This is a genomic window from Chitinophagales bacterium, assembly GCA_020635995.1.
Taxonomy (GTDB): Bacteria; Bacteroidota; Bacteroidia; order Chitinophagales; family UBA8649; genus JAFMKE01.
Genome location: JACJYS010000005.1, coordinates 129,871 through 143,940 on the forward strand (window position 1 = coordinate 129,871; position 14,070 = coordinate 143,940).

A 14,070-nucleotide genomic window follows, 5' to 3' on the forward strand; every position below is an offset into this window, starting at 1 on the left:
AACGTTCTTATTATACTTTAAATTGTCTATTAAAATACTTGGAAAGACATACTAGGTATTTTTCTAGTTTTTCCGTCTGGTCCTTTTACTTTAATATTATCAAATACCATCAAATCATTAGGTTTAGCTCTATCTATAAGATTATTAACTGTTCCACTATACATTGGTCCACTATTTCCTCTTGCCGGTAATAAGTCACCACCAGAAGTTAAATAGAAATCATAGCTCTCTACTGTAAAACGTGCTTCAAAGTCAAAATCTTTTAATAAAGGAACTATACCACCTTTAGCTTTAATAGTACCTTTTTGACCTTTACCGTTTAAGGTTAATGCCTCATCTCCACCTAATGTTGGTATTGGATCCGGAATAAATTTAACTCTAAATTCCATAGAGCCACCAGTATTAGCACCTGCTGCATTTTTACCACTAACTGAAATATTAGCTTTACCTGCTGAAGTTGGTCTTGCCACAAACTTTCCATTTCCTTGGTTACTTAATGTACCATTATTAATAGATGCAGAAACCGTACCCGGCTTAGCATCACCCACAGTTATTGACAACGGGTTATCAACACCTATGTATAATACGTTCATTTTAGTAGGAGAAATAGACAAACCTGCCGGAGGAGCTACTTCATAATCTGCTGTAAACGGATAGTTGTCAAATTTACCTTCTTGTCCTGGTTTAGGTATTTGAATAACTCCAGAATAAGAGTGAGAACCAACACCTGCTGAACCTGTATAATTTGCCATACCACCACTCATTTCTAATTCTTGTGGATTTGAAACCGGTAAATCTTTCTCTCCATTTCCAACGTAAGGTTTATAATTTCCTGCTGAATCTGTTTCAAATTTGCTCATGTCTAATTTACCTAAGTAAACTTTACCATTTAGGTTTGAACTTGAAGCTGCTAAGAAAATTTTAGCGTCATATTTACCTCCAGAAGGAAGGTAGCTTGATTCTGCCATTACTTGAGCTGCTAATTTGTCAATTTTAACTTGAACCGCACCTACTCTACTTAATAAAAACTCATTAATTGAAGCTTGTGCATTTACAGCATCATTTTTAATTTTATCTAAAATTGTAACTGTAGCACCAATTGGAACATGATAAAAGTTTTTATATTCCCATATTCTTTTTGGATTTCCTACAGGAAGTTCTTCATTATCATTTGCTTCTAATGTTAAGTTATTTTCAAAATTAGCTTTTTCTTGAGGAGCAACTTTTTCAACTATAGCTAATAATGCTACACGGGTATCATTGATTTTTTGTTTCAAATCTTTACCTTTGGTACCCTCAGCTAAAATTCTAGATGAACCATCATAATCGTCTGGTTTGTTAGGCAAATCACCTTGACCAAATTCTGTAGCACCATTTTTATAACCTCCACTTTCCATGGTTACTTCATGCTTAACTTGATCTATAAATTGTATTAGGTTAGCAATTTCAGAATTTACATCTTTAGAACTAGCTAATAGAGGTCCGGCAACATCCGGATTCTTTTCAGCTTCTTTAGCTAAAGCTTCATCAATTAATCTAACTTTATCTTCTACCGCAGAGGTAGAGTTGTTGATACCTTCTTGAACTGTTCTAAACGCTTCAAGAATTTCCGCTGACACATTCAATGCTAACATAGCTGTTAGTACCAAATACATCATGTTTATCATTTTCTGTCTTGGACTTAGTTTACCACCTGCCATTTTTTATTTCTTTTTAAAGTTTATAAATAAGGTTTTAAAGTTATTATGCTTTCATAGCCGATAGCATATTGCCATAAACTTTATTTAAAGAAGATAAATTACTTTGTAAATCACTCATTTGAGATTGTACTGCACCTGTAGATTCACTAATAGATTTAATAGAATCTAAAGTATTAGCTAATCCATCAGCTGAAGCTAAAGCAGATTCATAAGCGTTTTTAACTTTACCTAAAGCACCTGCTGCTGCTTTTGCATTAGAAGCATATTCTTCTGTAGCTAATGAAGCTGAACTTAAATCTCCCATTTTAGAAACATTATCACTTAACTTACCTAAGTTAGTTCCTAATCTAGAAATCATTTCTTGCTCTACATTAGCCTTAGCTAACATATCGTCAAGATTTTGAGTTAAAGAACCTTTAGAACCACTTCCTGTAGAAAGTCCACTAAATTCTTCATCTTCTTCTACTAATTCAGGGTGTACATTTTCCCAATGATATTCTGTTGGTACAGGTACAAATGCTTGTACTAAGAATATAAGTGCTTCTGTTCCTAAACCGAACATCAACATAACGTTAGCACCTGGTAAGTGCAAAATTTTAAATAATGCTCCAACAATTACTACCGCTGCACCTACACTGTAGAATACATTTAAAATAGTTTGTCCTTTTTTTGATGAAAGAAAATTTCCGTTTGCCATTTTTGTAATTTTTTTTTTAGTTTAAACAATAGTTTTTAGTGTTATCAATATTTCCGTTTATACATGACAACAATAAGTTTGATATAAATAATTTATTTTGATTAATTTGAATTATCTCTGTAATCTCTACCTAAATATGTAGATACACATCTGAAACCAATATAACTTTTAGACACATTTGAATAATCCCAGTGTCTTGTTCCTGTTTGAATATAGTATCCTATATCTTTCCATGAACCACCTCTTAACACTTTTCTCATTTTAGCTTCAGGATCTCCATCTTGAACATCATATCTAATATCTGGGTTCAAGTCGTGAACAAAGTTGTATGAATTTTCATAGTAAGCAGATGAAGTCCATTCAGCTACGTTTCCTGCCATGTTATATAATCCGAAATCATTTGGCCAGTATGCGTCTGCTCTAACTGTGTATAATCCACCATCTTCTGGATAGTTTCCTCTACCTGGCTTAAAGTTAGCTAACAAACAACCTTTGCTGTTTCTAATATAAGGACCACCCCATGGATAAGGAGATTGGTCTTTGCCACCTCTTGCCGCATATTCCCACTCATGTTCTGTTGGTAATCTAAAGTCATCTATTAAAGGAAGACCTTGACCTTTTTTATAATCATTATAGTAACGAGTTCTCCATGCTGTAAAAGCATTTGCTTGATCCCAATTTACACCTACTACAGGATAGTCATCAAATGCAGGGTGTCCGTAGTAGTTTCTTGCCATTGGCTCATTATAAGAGTATGAAAAATCTCTAATCCATACTAATGTATCCGGATAAATAGGCGTTTCCTCTTTAATTAATAGTTCTTCTCTATCTATGTCTTTTACATCAGCTGCTGTTTGCCAATCAATCCAAACATACTCATAAATAAGTTTTCTCGGGTCAACAGAATTAGGCTTCAATGGGTCACTTGCTGGTAAGTTCATTGAACCTAACATGTCTTTTGTTTCTTGACTTTCCCAATCAATTTCTTGATCCCAATCTATTGATTCTTCTCCTGTTTCATCATTAACTATAACGTGCTCCATTAATTTATGAGCTATTGAATCTCTAACCCAATGCTCAAACTGGCGATACTCGTTATTAGTTATTTCTGTGTCATCCATAAAGAAGCCAACAATTGAAATAGACTTATTTTTTGTTACTAAAGCATGATTAACATCTTGGTCTGAAGGACCTACATGTAAAAATCCCGTAGGAACGTAAATCATACCGTATGGCATCTCGGGCTGCCACCTTGGTCGGTCTAACTCACCTAAAAGTTGACCATTATAGCTACCTCCGCATCCACTTAAAAAGACAATGCTAAGTAGCAAACCTGCTATAAACAACGATTTTGTTTTCATTTCCATTTTTTTCGTAGTTGTTTTAAAGTGTGTAAATATAGAGTTTTTTTTCATAAACAAAAATATATCTGCACGCTAATGTAATTATTTTTTATAAAAATCTAGGATTAAATAAAATATTTTCTTTAGAAATACCTTTAAATCCTTTATTTATATTTAATCTAAAACTCAGTTCATGCGACCCAGTATTAGAGTTATTTAAGTAAGATAAGTTATAATCGTAGCTATATCCTACTTTATATCTATCATTTATATTTAACCCTATTATGCCAAACACTGCGTCATTATTTAATCCATTATATCCTCTAAATCCTGCTCCTATCATTAATTTCTTCCATTCTAACATGGCTTGCAACTGCATTTGCCACTTTAAAAAATCTGTTTTTACATAAAATAAGGGTGTTAAGTTAACACTTTTTAATTTTATAACGTACAAAGTACTTATATTTATTGTACGATTTATAAAAATAATTGTTCCACTTTGTGTTTTACTTATCTTTATTCTTGGAGAATTTATGTTTTGAATGCTTGCTCCTACTTCAAAGTTTTTAATACCATATACTACACCAAAAGAAAATGAAGGTGCTATTCCATTTGAATTTTCGTTTGGCAAATATGCATCATTATGTACTACCATGCCACTTGGGTATGAACCGTCTGGTGCTGTTATTTCATTTCCTTTTAATCCTAACTGCACAAAACCTACTGATGCACCTATAGATAACTTATGTTTGTTTTGTAATGGATGATATGCTGCAGATAGTTCTAATTGAGAATATCTTTGCAGACCTATTTTATCATTTAAAAATCTAAATCCTAAACCTAACTTGGGCGTTGCCACCGGCATACCAAAGGCTGCCTGCTGAGAATACATGGCTTTAGTACCCAATCCTACATATAAACTTCTGTGAGCTACTACGGCATCTATTTGTGAATTATAACCTGTATAAGCTGTATTATTGTATAGCCTATATTGATTTAATTGTGTAAACTGTATCCACTGCTGCGACTTAACATCGGCAAGTAAAAACAATAATAATATTAGTAAACTGATTCTCAAATTAATAAATATTCAAACCAAAGTTAAAATAGTTTTATTAATTTTTTAGTTTCTATCAAAATAACTTTCTATTACCATAGACATGGACCTATGTTGTTCGGTAGGTGCTTGTAGGTCTAAACGCAAACCTAATTCTTCTATTTTTTCGTGGGTGGTAGAACCATAAGCAGCTATTAAAGTATTGCCCTGCTTATATTTTGGGAAATTATCTAATAATGATTGAACACCTGTTGGACTAAAAAAGACTATCATATCATAATCATTTATTGCCATTTCGCTTAAATCGGCATTAACTGCTCGGTACATTACACTTTCTGTATAGTTAAATTCTTCTTGGCTTAAGTAATTTGCTAATTCATCATTTCGTATGTCTGTACAAGGCACTAAAAACTTTCCTGTGTTTTTGTGTTTTTTTATAAGTCTTTTAAAATCCTCAAAATTGCCATTTGAAAAGAATACTTTTCTTTTTCTATATTGTATATATTTTTGAAGATATAAAGCTATAGCTTCTGAAACACAAAAGTATTTTGTTTCTTGCGATATGGTGGCTCGCATTTCTTCCATCATTTTAAAATAAAAATCCATTGAATTTCTACTTGTAAATATAACCGCAGGAAATGTGTTTAAATCTACCCTTTGCTTTCTAAATTCTTTATTGGTAACACTTACTATTTCTATAAAAGGAACAAACTCAATTTTTAATTTATGTTTTTCAGCTATAGTGAAGTAATGCGACCGTGGATGAGGCTCTGGCTGAGAAACTAAAATTTTAGAAATTTTGCTCATAATTGATATTATCGGTAGTGTTTGTTTTTTCTATTTATTCAAAAATATGCTTATGAGTATTATAAACGGCATTATTTTGAATGTGCAAAGATAAATAAAAAAATGCAAATTAAATACCTTTGCCTTTTCTGTTATTAACAAGTAGTAGGCTCTCACTAATCTTAACACACTTAAAAGCACTATTGAAATACAAAAAATGTATGCTGTAATTTTTTGAATATTGTGCACATCTACATTAGCCACAAAGTACAACACTACTAATACGGAAAGCATTACTACATGAAAACTTAAAAAACTATTTTGTATTAATTGCATAACATTGGCTTGCGAAAAAAATAAGAAAATGTAATTGCTTATTATATCGTATAAAACAAGTAGTGCTACAAATAAAAAAATGTACCACAGACTTTGGCTGGGCAAAATATTGTTTTTAATAAATAATACGGAAAACAATATTAAAACCAAGGTTATTAAAACTAAAGGTATAAAGTTTGAATTTTTTTTGCTTCGCAAATATTGATGATTAAAATTAAAATCATACAAAGACTTAAATGAAGATGTAAACAGCTCTTTATACCAAGTGGCAAACCATGCAAAAAACAGAACAAGTATAAGTGCTTGTGTTATTTTATTTACGCCTTCATTTTGCCTATAAGTAGAAATTTTAGAAGTATGATTTTCTATTTTATTGGGATTAAAAAATATTAATTCCGGCAATGAATCATATAATAGTACTATGCTATCGTTTTGCAAACTGTCTATTTCTACATTGCTATTTTGTGCAAAAGTAAATGTAGAAAAAACGAAAAATAATAAGGTAAAAAGTATTTTCATTAAAATAAACTTACAAACCCAAAATGAATTTTGCCATTTCTAAACTGTATTTTATTGTTCAAATTTTTTCCTAAAGCATAGCTTAAATTAAAAATACCTGCTTTTGTTTCTACAGCCACTCCTACCCCAAAACCTATAGGCACATCTACATATCCTGCACCATATCTTTCATCTTCTACCAGTGCTATATCTGAAAACATATTAAAAAATGAATTTTTTGAAAGTAAAAATCTTATTTCGGTGGTAAAGATACTATAATAAGGTGTATAAATGGCTTCTTCATCAAAGCCTCTTAAATGTCGGTAGCCACCTATTCTAAATTTTTCGTTAGTCAATACATTTTTAGCTATATAAAATGCACTTTCATTTCTTAGCAAAAATGCCCATCTTTTTCGCAGCGGTATAAATCCACTTACTGAAAATCCTAAAGTATAATTTACTTTATTTAATTTTAGCGAATCATATTGGTTTCTTAATGGCTTGCCATCATAAGCTATTAAATTGGCTACACTTTGGTTTACTTTTATTTTATTTATGCCCACTTGCCCATATATATCTATGTCATATCCTTTTCGGGGATTTAGTACATAATCTAATTTTTGAAGCTCTAATGATAAACCATACTGATTGTTTCTTATATCTAAAACTGCGGGCAAAAGTCCTGTAGATTTAATTTCGCTTGTATCGGCATTAAGTATGTTAGACGTTTTATTTTTATAAAACATTTTTAAGCGATTAAAACCTCCAAACTGATACATAACGCCAACTTCCGGTTTTATATCTACAAAAATAGAGTCGTTTTTGTACAAATTAAATTTGCTGTAAATACCTAAAGGTAAATTAATAAAATAAGGATAAGAAAGTTCTATATCTAAATTTTGGGTGCGGGGTTTTACTTGCCTAAACTCTGCAAAAAGCTCCTCTCCTACACCAAATTGATTTTGCAAATGCAGTTTTCCCTCTCCGGTTATGGTTACTTTTTTGCCATTAGTTAGCTGGTTATTGGGCAATACGCCCAAAATTAAATTAAACTGATTGCTTTTTTGTTTTCTTAAATACAAATGTACATCTACATATCCGGGTTTGAAATACAATTTTGACGGTTCAGTTTCTGACAAATAAGGAAGTTGATTAATTTTTTTAGAAATATTATTAATCTTTTTCTGGCTAAAAATATCGTCTTTCATTATTCCTAAATACCGTTGCATAAATTTTGATTTTGTTTTAGTTTCGCCATGAACCACTACAGAATCTATAATTATACTATCATGCTTATTTACAAATACTTTTGCCGAAAAACTATTGTTTTTATCTATTGCTATTTCATCTAAATATACTTGTGCAAATGCCCAGCCATTATTTTCATATTCTTTTAAAATACTAACTTGAAAGGCTACAATATCTTCAAGTTTCGGATTTTTAAGCACTTTACTTTTATGTTTTTTCCAAAATTTAGTTTTTATATTACCATTTTGTATGCCGCTAATTTCAAATTTACTGCCCACAAAAACATGAGCTGTGTATGCTAATGAATCTTTAACTAAAGTGTCTAAAGATGCTGTGGCATAGCCCAAATTTCTCAATTTATAAACAAGTTCAGCACACTCATCTTCAACGCTTTGTGCTGTTTTATGCATTTCTTTTACTTTATACTTAAATTGTGGCACAGTATCTACCCACTCTACATTTAAGGTATAATTTTGCTGCGAAAAAGCAAACATAAAAACCAAGCTAAAACAATATGTAAGAATTTTTTTCAACTATGTATTTAAACTCTCTACTTTAAAATTTATTTCCAAAAGTACGTAATGAAGTTTTTTAACTTTTAATTTTGCTTTTGTTTTTTTAATCTAATTCATTGGCAGGCATTTATATTCACATACCTTTTTGTAAGCAAGCATGCAACTATTGCAATTTTTACTTTAGCACTTCTAATTTTTTTCAAGAAGATTTTTTGAAAGCTATTATCAAAGAAATTGAACTTCAAAAAGATTATTTATTAAACCAAAAAATTAATAGCGTTTATTTTGGTGGTGGTACGCCTTCTATTTTGCCAAGTGAATATTTAAACAAAATTCTAAATAAAATAAATAGCCATTTTAGTGTAGAAAATAATGCAGAAATAACTTTAGAAGCCAACCCCGATGATTTAACTTTAGACAAACTTAAAGAATTAAAACAAATAGGAATAAACAGACTTAGCATAGGTATTCAGTCTTTTTTTGATGAAGATTTAAAACTAATGAACAGAGCTCACACAGCAAAAGAAGCTACTAACTGCCTAAAAAATGCCGAGGATGTGGGTTTTAAAAATTTAAGTGTAGATTTAATTTATGGTATTCCCAACCAAAACAGTAGCAATTGGCAGCAAAATTTACAACAAATAAAACGTTTTAATATTAATCATTTATCGTGTTATGCACTTACCGTAGAAGAAAAAACACCGCTTTATTTTTTAATTAGAAAAGGGAAAATAAAAAATATTAGTGATAAGCAATCGCTAAATGATTTTACTTATCTACAAAACTGGGCAACGGAAAATAATTGGCAACACTACGAAATTTCTAACCTAAGCAAAAACAATAATTTCTCTTTGCACAACACTTCTTATTGGCAAAATAAGAATTATTTGGGTTTAGGACCTGCGGCACATTCTTACAACGGACGCACAAGGCAATGGAATATAGCAAATATTAAAAAGTATATTGATGCTTTAAAAAACAATACTATTCTATTTGAAAAAGAGGAACTAAGCGAAAAAGAAAAGTATAACGAATATATAATGACTTCTTTAAGAATCCAATGGGGTGTTAACTTAAATGAATTAAAGGCAAAATTTTCAGATTTTGAGCTTAGTTTTAATGAAAATTTAGCTAAAATAAATCCTGAATGGTTAAATATTGAAGAAGATAAAATTAGCATTAGCAAAAAAGGAATGTTTTATACCGATGGTATTGCAGCCGAGTTTTTTGAGGTGTGATTAAACTGATTTTAAGCTATTTGTAAATACTCATTTTCAATTTTTACTTTAAAATTTATATCGGCTTTTAAAGCTTTAAAAACTTTTAAAATTGTGTCAATAGTTGCACTATTTGCACTACTTTCTAATTTTGAAATTTGAGACTTTCGCACCCCCACAAGTATGCCTAATTGCTCTTGTGTTAAATTTCGCTCTTTTCTTGCAGTTTTAATCATCTTGCCCAAAACATCCATACGAAGTTCATATTCATAATCATCTCGTTCTTTTGTTCCAACTTTACCTATATATTTATCTTTCATTTCGGCAAGCGAATATGATTTCATTCCCTTCTTTTTCATCTTATTTATGGCTTTTCTTTTTAAAATATTCTTGTCTAATTTTTTCCGCTTTATCAATTTCCTTTTGAGGAATTTTCTGATCTTTTTTCACAAATCCGTGAGTTGCTAAAACAAGTGTTTGAGTTGAATCTGTTTTATCCCAAAAAGCTAATAATCTGTTTTGATTTCCCATATATCTACTTCTAAATTCCCAAATCTCATTTTTTAGTTTTTTAAAAAGCTTGGGGTCGTTAGTTTGCTCAGCTAAATCAATGTTATAAAAAATCTTTTTTATTGATTTTCTATCAAGCTTAGCTATAAACCTTTCCGCTTCTTCTAAAAATTCTGTTTTAAAAAATCTCACTACGCCATACAAAGATAATTAAAAGTTTCTAAATATTGAAACCTTTAAATGAGAAAGATTAGCAAATATTCCTTATACTTTTAAAATTTTAAAACTTTATCAATACTTTTACACTACTATGAAAACAAGCATAACATTTGGAAACAAAACCTACCATACAGATTTAAGCAAAGGCATAAACATAAGTTTCAGTTTACAAAACACACCTAATTTGCCCAAAGCGTTTTATGCTCCCAATTTTAATATTGAGCCTGTTCGTACTGATACTTTTGTAGGTAGCACTGATGAAGGAGGAATTTTAAATTTCAAAAATATATTTGTTAACCCTCACGGCAATGGCACGCATACAGAATGTGTAGGACACATAAGTAAAGAACCTTTCTTTATAAAAGATTGCCTAAAAAATAGTTTTCATTTAGCTCAATTAATAACTATTAAACCTAAAGAAATAGACGCAGATAAAATAATTACTTTAGAACAACTGCAAAACCTGAGTATAGATACAAATGCTAAAGCTATAATTATACGCACGCTACCTAATAAAATTGAAGATAAAAAACGAGATTGGAGTGGCACAAACCCACCATATATTCATTATAAAGCTATGGAATATTTAGTAGAAAAAGGAATAGAACATTTTTTAATAGACCTACCCAGCGTAGATAGAGAAGAAGATGAAGGCAAGCTACTGGCTCACAAAGCTTTTTGGAACTACCCAAGCAAGGCAATAAGAAAAAACTGCACTATAACAGAAATGGTTTTTGTACCAAATGAAATTAATGACGGTTTATATTTTATAAATATTCAAACAATACCTGTGGCAATGGATGCCAGCCCAAGTAGTGTTTTTGTTTATGAGGTTTTGTAATAATTCTACGTTTAATTTTATATTTTGAGAATAATTTACTAATTTGTGCAAAACGGTTAATATAGATATATGCCATACTTGCAACAAATAATATGACTATCCGTAAAGATACCTATGAAGTATTTTACATTAACTTTTCTTTAATAGAAAAGTTACAAAAGAATCGCACTAAGTTTTCAGCGACCCATTATAACCTCAACTCCTAAAAATCAAAAACTCATCACTCCGTTCTTCAAACAGTTTAATTTTTTACGGAGTTTTCGGTTAATGGGTGCCCCGCTTACAAACTTAAGGTGCACTTTTACCTGACCTTAATCAAAAATACGTTAAGAAATGGTGTAAAACAGACATCCACAATGAATGAAATTATAAAACAGTAAACAGACAAATTAGTATGCTCCCACGAGTGAAAATACTTTAGGAAAACTAAAATTGAGCATACATTAATTTGTCATCGTCTGTTTTATAGCATTTTAGTATTTTTGATTACAGTCTTGACCTTTGGTTACCTTTGTGTCAAGACAAAGGTAAAAAGGATACAAACTGTAACTAAAATTACTTAAACGTCCCAAGATGCTATCTTAAAGCATAAATTATTGGTATAAAAACGGATAGTCGCAACAAATAACATAGATTTATTTAAACAAAAATGGAATGAGTATTTTAACAATTAAAAAATCTAACAACGCAAAAAATGTTTCATTTACAGATACTAAAATGATTATTTTTTTAGAAGACGGTAGAGAACTTTCTGTTCCATTAGAATGGTTTTCCTCTCTCAGAAATGCTTCTTTAGCTCAATTAGAAAATTGGAGATTTATAGGAAATGGAGAAGGAATACATTGGGAAGAACTTGATGAAGATATTTTGGTTGAAAATTTATTAGATTAAATTTATACCGACACAAAATAGATTAGACTATTTTGTGTTAACAAAGATTGGTATAATTTCCAAATTATCTCATTACCTTATTTCTTCACTTTATTTCCAATAATTATTAGCCGCAGCTACTGTTTGAAAATTTACAGCCACTACTTGCGATGCCGCAGTTAAGCTATCGGCATTATTGGCATAGTTGGGTCTCAACTCATGTAGTTTTTCTACATCGGGTTGAGTGTATTTTACGCCCATTCTTGATAATTTAATAGCTAATTCAAAACCTTCTTGAGGTGTAGCCGTTTGCAGAGATTTCAACCAAATATCCATACTGATTACGTTTAAAAATTTTGATAAAAAACAAAGATAATTAAATAAAAGATAAGAATATCTTTTATTGTAGTTGAAATTATCTCATTACCACATTAACTAAAACCCGTAACCTTTCTGCTTATAAGCAAATTCAGCTACTTTTCTGCGTTCGTCTTTTACATTTATGTTGTAACGTTTTGTTAGCAGTCCCAATAAATATCTGTTGGTAGATTTGCTGAAACCTGTGGCGTAAGCGTCTATAATTTCATTTCCTGCTTTACGCACTATTTCTAAAGCATCGTACAAATATACTTTAAGCATACTTTCTATAGCTTCAATTTTATCTTGGCTTACCAGCTTATTTTCTTTTAGCTTTAAATACCGCATATACATAGCTTCTGCTAAATATCCTTCTGCTAAAATTCTTGATAAATTCATTACAATTTCTTGCTCATCTACCAATTTTTTGCCTAAAGTTTTGCCCGCATCTGCCGATAATAATAAGAAAGCAGCCTTTAAATTGGCTATCATTTTTGTTTCATTAGCTTCGCTAAAAGGCATAGCGTTTGACAATAGTAAACTTGGTATTTTTTTGCCTGCTGTTACTAAATTTATTTCTTTAGTTTTTAAGTGTCTTTTTGTTAATTCTGCCACAGAAAGCATACGGTTTATTTCGTTAGTGCCTTCGTAAATTCGGGTAATTCGGTTATCTCTAAAGCCCATTTCTATACCACTTTCTACACTGTAGCCCATGCCACCAAATATTTGTATGGTTTCGTCCAGCACAAAATTGGTATTTTCCGATGATTTTACTTTTAAAATTGAACATTCTACCGCAAATTCTCTTAAAGCTTCCACTTTGGCTTCGCTTTCTGTTTTTCCACCGGCTTTAAGTTCTTCTGTTTTTAAGTCAATATTTCTACCTACTTGATACACAGCCGATTCGCAAGCAAAAGTGTTGACCATCATAGTGGCAATTTTATCTTTAATAACGCCAAAATTGGCTATTTCTGTATCAAATTGTTTGCGTTCTAAAGCATATCCTACAGCCTTATTTATGGCAAATTTGCTTCCTCCTGTAGTGCCTGCCGCTAATTTTATTCTACCGGAGTTTAATATGTTTAAAGCTATTTTAAATCCGTCTTGTCTTTTGCCTAATAAATTTTCTTTGGGTACAGGGCAATCGTTAAAAAATACCTGAACAGTAGAAGAACCTTTTATACCCATTTTCTTTTCTTCTGCTCCAAGTGTTATTCCTCCAAAAGCTTTTTCTACAATGAAAGCACTTAATTTTTCATCATTATCTATTTTGGCAAAAACAATAAATAAATCGGCAAATCCACCGTTGGTAATCCACATTTTTTGTCCGTTAAGCATATAATGTGTGCCGGCTTCATTTAGCACGGCTTTAGTTTTGCCTGAGTTAGCATCGCTGCCTGCACCGGGTTCTGTTAAACAATAAGATGCTTTTAATTGTGCAGAAGCTACACCTGGCAAATATTTGTCTTTTTGTTCTTCAGTGCCGTAATAAACTATTGGCAATGAGCCTATTGAAGTTTGAGCTCCTATGGTTGTAGCAAAAGAAAAACCTTGTGCTGTAGCTTCGGAAAAAATTAATCCGGTGTTAAAATCTAAATTTATTCCACCTCTTTTTTCGCTTATAGCTACACCGCACAAACCCAATTCGGCAGATTTTTCTAATATTCTTTCTACTTCTTTTCTATCATTTTCATCAGTAGCATAAAGCTCTTTTCCTCTTTTGGTCATTGGTTCTTGTATTTCTTGTACACAAAAATCAATAATCATTTTTTTAATCATTTTTTGTTCTTCAGTAAATTCTTCCGGAACAAAAGCTTCTTTGTAATTACCTGCTTTTTCTATAAATGAGCAACCTTTTACCATAATTATATTCTTA

The 14,070-nt window shown here is 31.1% G+C and carries 14 protein-coding genes; 3 read left to right on the top strand and 11 right to left on the bottom strand.

What is annotated here, in order from left to right; genetic code table 11:
- Nucleotides 1-29: 29 nt before the first annotated feature.
- From gldM to H6578_09065, 7 genes are all read right to left on the bottom strand, one after another.
- Nucleotides 30-1,700 carry a gliding motility protein GldM gene (gldM, locus tag H6578_09035; protein MCB9227293.1) on the bottom strand — a complete coding sequence of 557 codons (1,671 nt, stop codon included), beginning with the start codon at nucleotides 1,698-1,700 and terminating at the stop codon, nucleotides 30-32.
- 43 nt (nucleotides 1,701-1,743) lie between these two features.
- Nucleotides 1,744-2,397, bottom strand: a complete 654-nt coding sequence (gene gldL, locus H6578_09040) for a gliding motility protein GldL (protein MCB9227294.1) — start codon at nucleotides 2,395-2,397, stop codon at nucleotides 1,744-1,746.
- Between the two features lie 101 nt (nucleotides 2,398-2,498).
- A complete protein-coding gene (locus H6578_09045) occupies nucleotides 2,499-3,758 on the bottom strand; it encodes an SUMF1/EgtB/PvdO family nonheme iron enzyme (protein MCB9227295.1) in 1,260 nt (419 codons plus the stop codon).
- Between the two features lie 91 nt (nucleotides 3,759-3,849).
- Entirely contained in the window at nucleotides 3,850-4,818 is a 969-nt protein-coding gene (locus H6578_09050; GenBank protein ID MCB9227296.1) for a PorP/SprF family type IX secretion system membrane protein, read from the bottom strand.
- A gap of 45 nt (nucleotides 4,819-4,863) precedes the next feature.
- A complete protein-coding gene (locus H6578_09055) occupies nucleotides 4,864-5,604 on the bottom strand; it encodes a uroporphyrinogen-III synthase (GenBank protein ID MCB9227297.1) in 741 nt (246 codons plus the stop codon).
- A 30-nt stretch (nucleotides 5,605-5,634) separates the two neighbouring features.
- Nucleotides 5,635-6,438, bottom strand: coding sequence for a DUF4271 domain-containing protein (locus H6578_09060; protein MCB9227298.1), 804 nt, complete (start codon nucleotides 6,436-6,438; stop codon nucleotides 5,635-5,637).
- Nucleotides 6,438-8,198 carry a BamA/TamA family outer membrane protein gene (locus H6578_09065; GenBank protein MCB9227299.1) on the bottom strand — a complete coding sequence of 587 codons (1,761 nt, stop codon included), beginning with the start codon at nucleotides 8,196-8,198 and terminating at the stop codon, nucleotides 6,438-6,440. Before H6578_09065 ends, H6578_09060 begins: the two co-directional genes overlap by 1 nt.
- A 98-nt stretch (nucleotides 8,199-8,296) precedes the next feature.
- Here H6578_09065 and hemW point away from each other — a divergent pair, with 98 nt between their 5' ends.
- A complete protein-coding gene (gene hemW / locus H6578_09070) occupies nucleotides 8,297-9,418 on the top strand; it encodes a radical SAM family heme chaperone HemW (GenBank protein MCB9227300.1) in 1,122 nt (373 codons plus the stop codon).
- Nucleotides 9,419-9,429: 11 nt separating this feature from the next.
- Here the strand turns inward: hemW and H6578_09075 are convergent, their stop codons facing one another.
- Both H6578_09075 and H6578_09080 read right to left on the bottom strand, forming a co-directional pair.
- Nucleotides 9,430-9,756, bottom strand: a complete 327-nt coding sequence (locus H6578_09075; GenBank protein ID MCB9227301.1) for a helix-turn-helix transcriptional regulator — start codon at nucleotides 9,754-9,756, stop codon at nucleotides 9,430-9,432.
- A gap of 1 nt (nucleotide 9,757) precedes the next feature.
- The gene (locus tag H6578_09080) at nucleotides 9,758-10,099 is read right to left on the bottom strand and encodes a type II toxin-antitoxin system RelE/ParE family toxin (protein ID MCB9227302.1); all 342 of its coding nucleotides are present in this window, start codon (nucleotides 10,097-10,099) and stop codon (nucleotides 9,758-9,760) included.
- Nucleotides 10,100-10,217: 118 nt separating this feature from the next.
- Between H6578_09080 and H6578_09085 the strand changes: the two genes are divergently transcribed.
- Together H6578_09085 and H6578_09090 are read left to right on the top strand one after the other, a co-directional pair.
- The gene (locus tag H6578_09085) at nucleotides 10,218-10,967 is read left to right on the top strand and encodes a cyclase family protein (protein ID MCB9227303.1); all 750 of its coding nucleotides are present in this window, start codon (nucleotides 10,218-10,220) and stop codon (nucleotides 10,965-10,967) included.
- Between the two features lie 654 nt (nucleotides 10,968-11,621).
- Nucleotides 11,622-11,858 (top strand): DUF2442 domain-containing protein, encoded by a 237-nt coding sequence (locus H6578_09090; GenBank protein MCB9227304.1) that lies wholly within the window; start codon nucleotides 11,622-11,624, stop codon nucleotides 11,856-11,858.
- A gap of 90 nt (nucleotides 11,859-11,948) precedes the next feature.
- Here H6578_09090 and H6578_09095 read toward each other — a convergent pair whose 3' ends face one another.
- Both H6578_09095 and H6578_09100 read right to left on the bottom strand, forming a co-directional pair.
- Nucleotides 11,949-12,173 carry a hexameric tyrosine-coordinated heme protein gene (locus tag H6578_09095; protein ID MCB9227305.1) on the bottom strand — a complete coding sequence of 75 codons (225 nt, stop codon included), beginning with the start codon at nucleotides 12,171-12,173 and terminating at the stop codon, nucleotides 11,949-11,951.
- Nucleotides 12,174-12,272: 99 nt separating this feature from the next.
- On the bottom strand, nucleotides 12,273-14,057 hold the full coding sequence (locus H6578_09100; GenBank protein ID MCB9227306.1) for an acyl-CoA dehydrogenase family protein: 1,785 nt from the start codon (nucleotides 14,055-14,057) through the stop codon (nucleotides 12,273-12,275).
- Nucleotides 14,058-14,070: the final 13 nt, after the last annotated feature.

Coding starts and splice junctions, on each gene's coding strand:
- H6578_09090 (MCB9227304.1), top strand. CDS start 11,622: ATGAGTATTTTAACAATTAAAAAATCTAACAACGCAAAAAATGTTTCA.
- H6578_09095 (MCB9227305.1), bottom strand. CDS start 12,173: ATGGATATTTGGTTGAAATCTCTGCAAACGGCTACACCTCAAGAAGGT.
- H6578_09085 (MCB9227303.1), top strand. CDS start 10,218: ATGAAAACAAGCATAACATTTGGAAACAAAACCTACCATACAGATTTA.
- H6578_09045 (MCB9227295.1), bottom strand. CDS start 3,758: ATGAAAACAAAATCGTTGTTTATAGCAGGTTTGCTACTTAGCATTGTC.
- gldL (MCB9227294.1), bottom strand. CDS start 2,397: ATGGCAAACGGAAATTTTCTTTCATCAAAAAAAGGACAAACTATTTTA.
- gldM (MCB9227293.1), bottom strand. CDS start 1,700: ATGGCAGGTGGTAAACTAAGTCCAAGACAGAAAATGATAAACATGATG.
- H6578_09060 (MCB9227298.1), bottom strand. CDS start 6,438: ATGAAAATACTTTTTACCTTATTATTTTTCGTTTTTTCTACATTTACT.
- H6578_09055 (MCB9227297.1), bottom strand. CDS start 5,604: ATGAGCAAAATTTCTAAAATTTTAGTTTCTCAGCCAGAGCCTCATCCA.
- H6578_09100 (MCB9227306.1), bottom strand. CDS start 14,057: ATGGTAAAAGGTTGCTCATTTATAGAAAAAGCAGGTAATTACAAAGAA.
- H6578_09075 (MCB9227301.1), bottom strand. CDS start 9,756: ATGAAAAAGAAGGGAATGAAATCATATTCGCTTGCCGAAATGAAAGAT.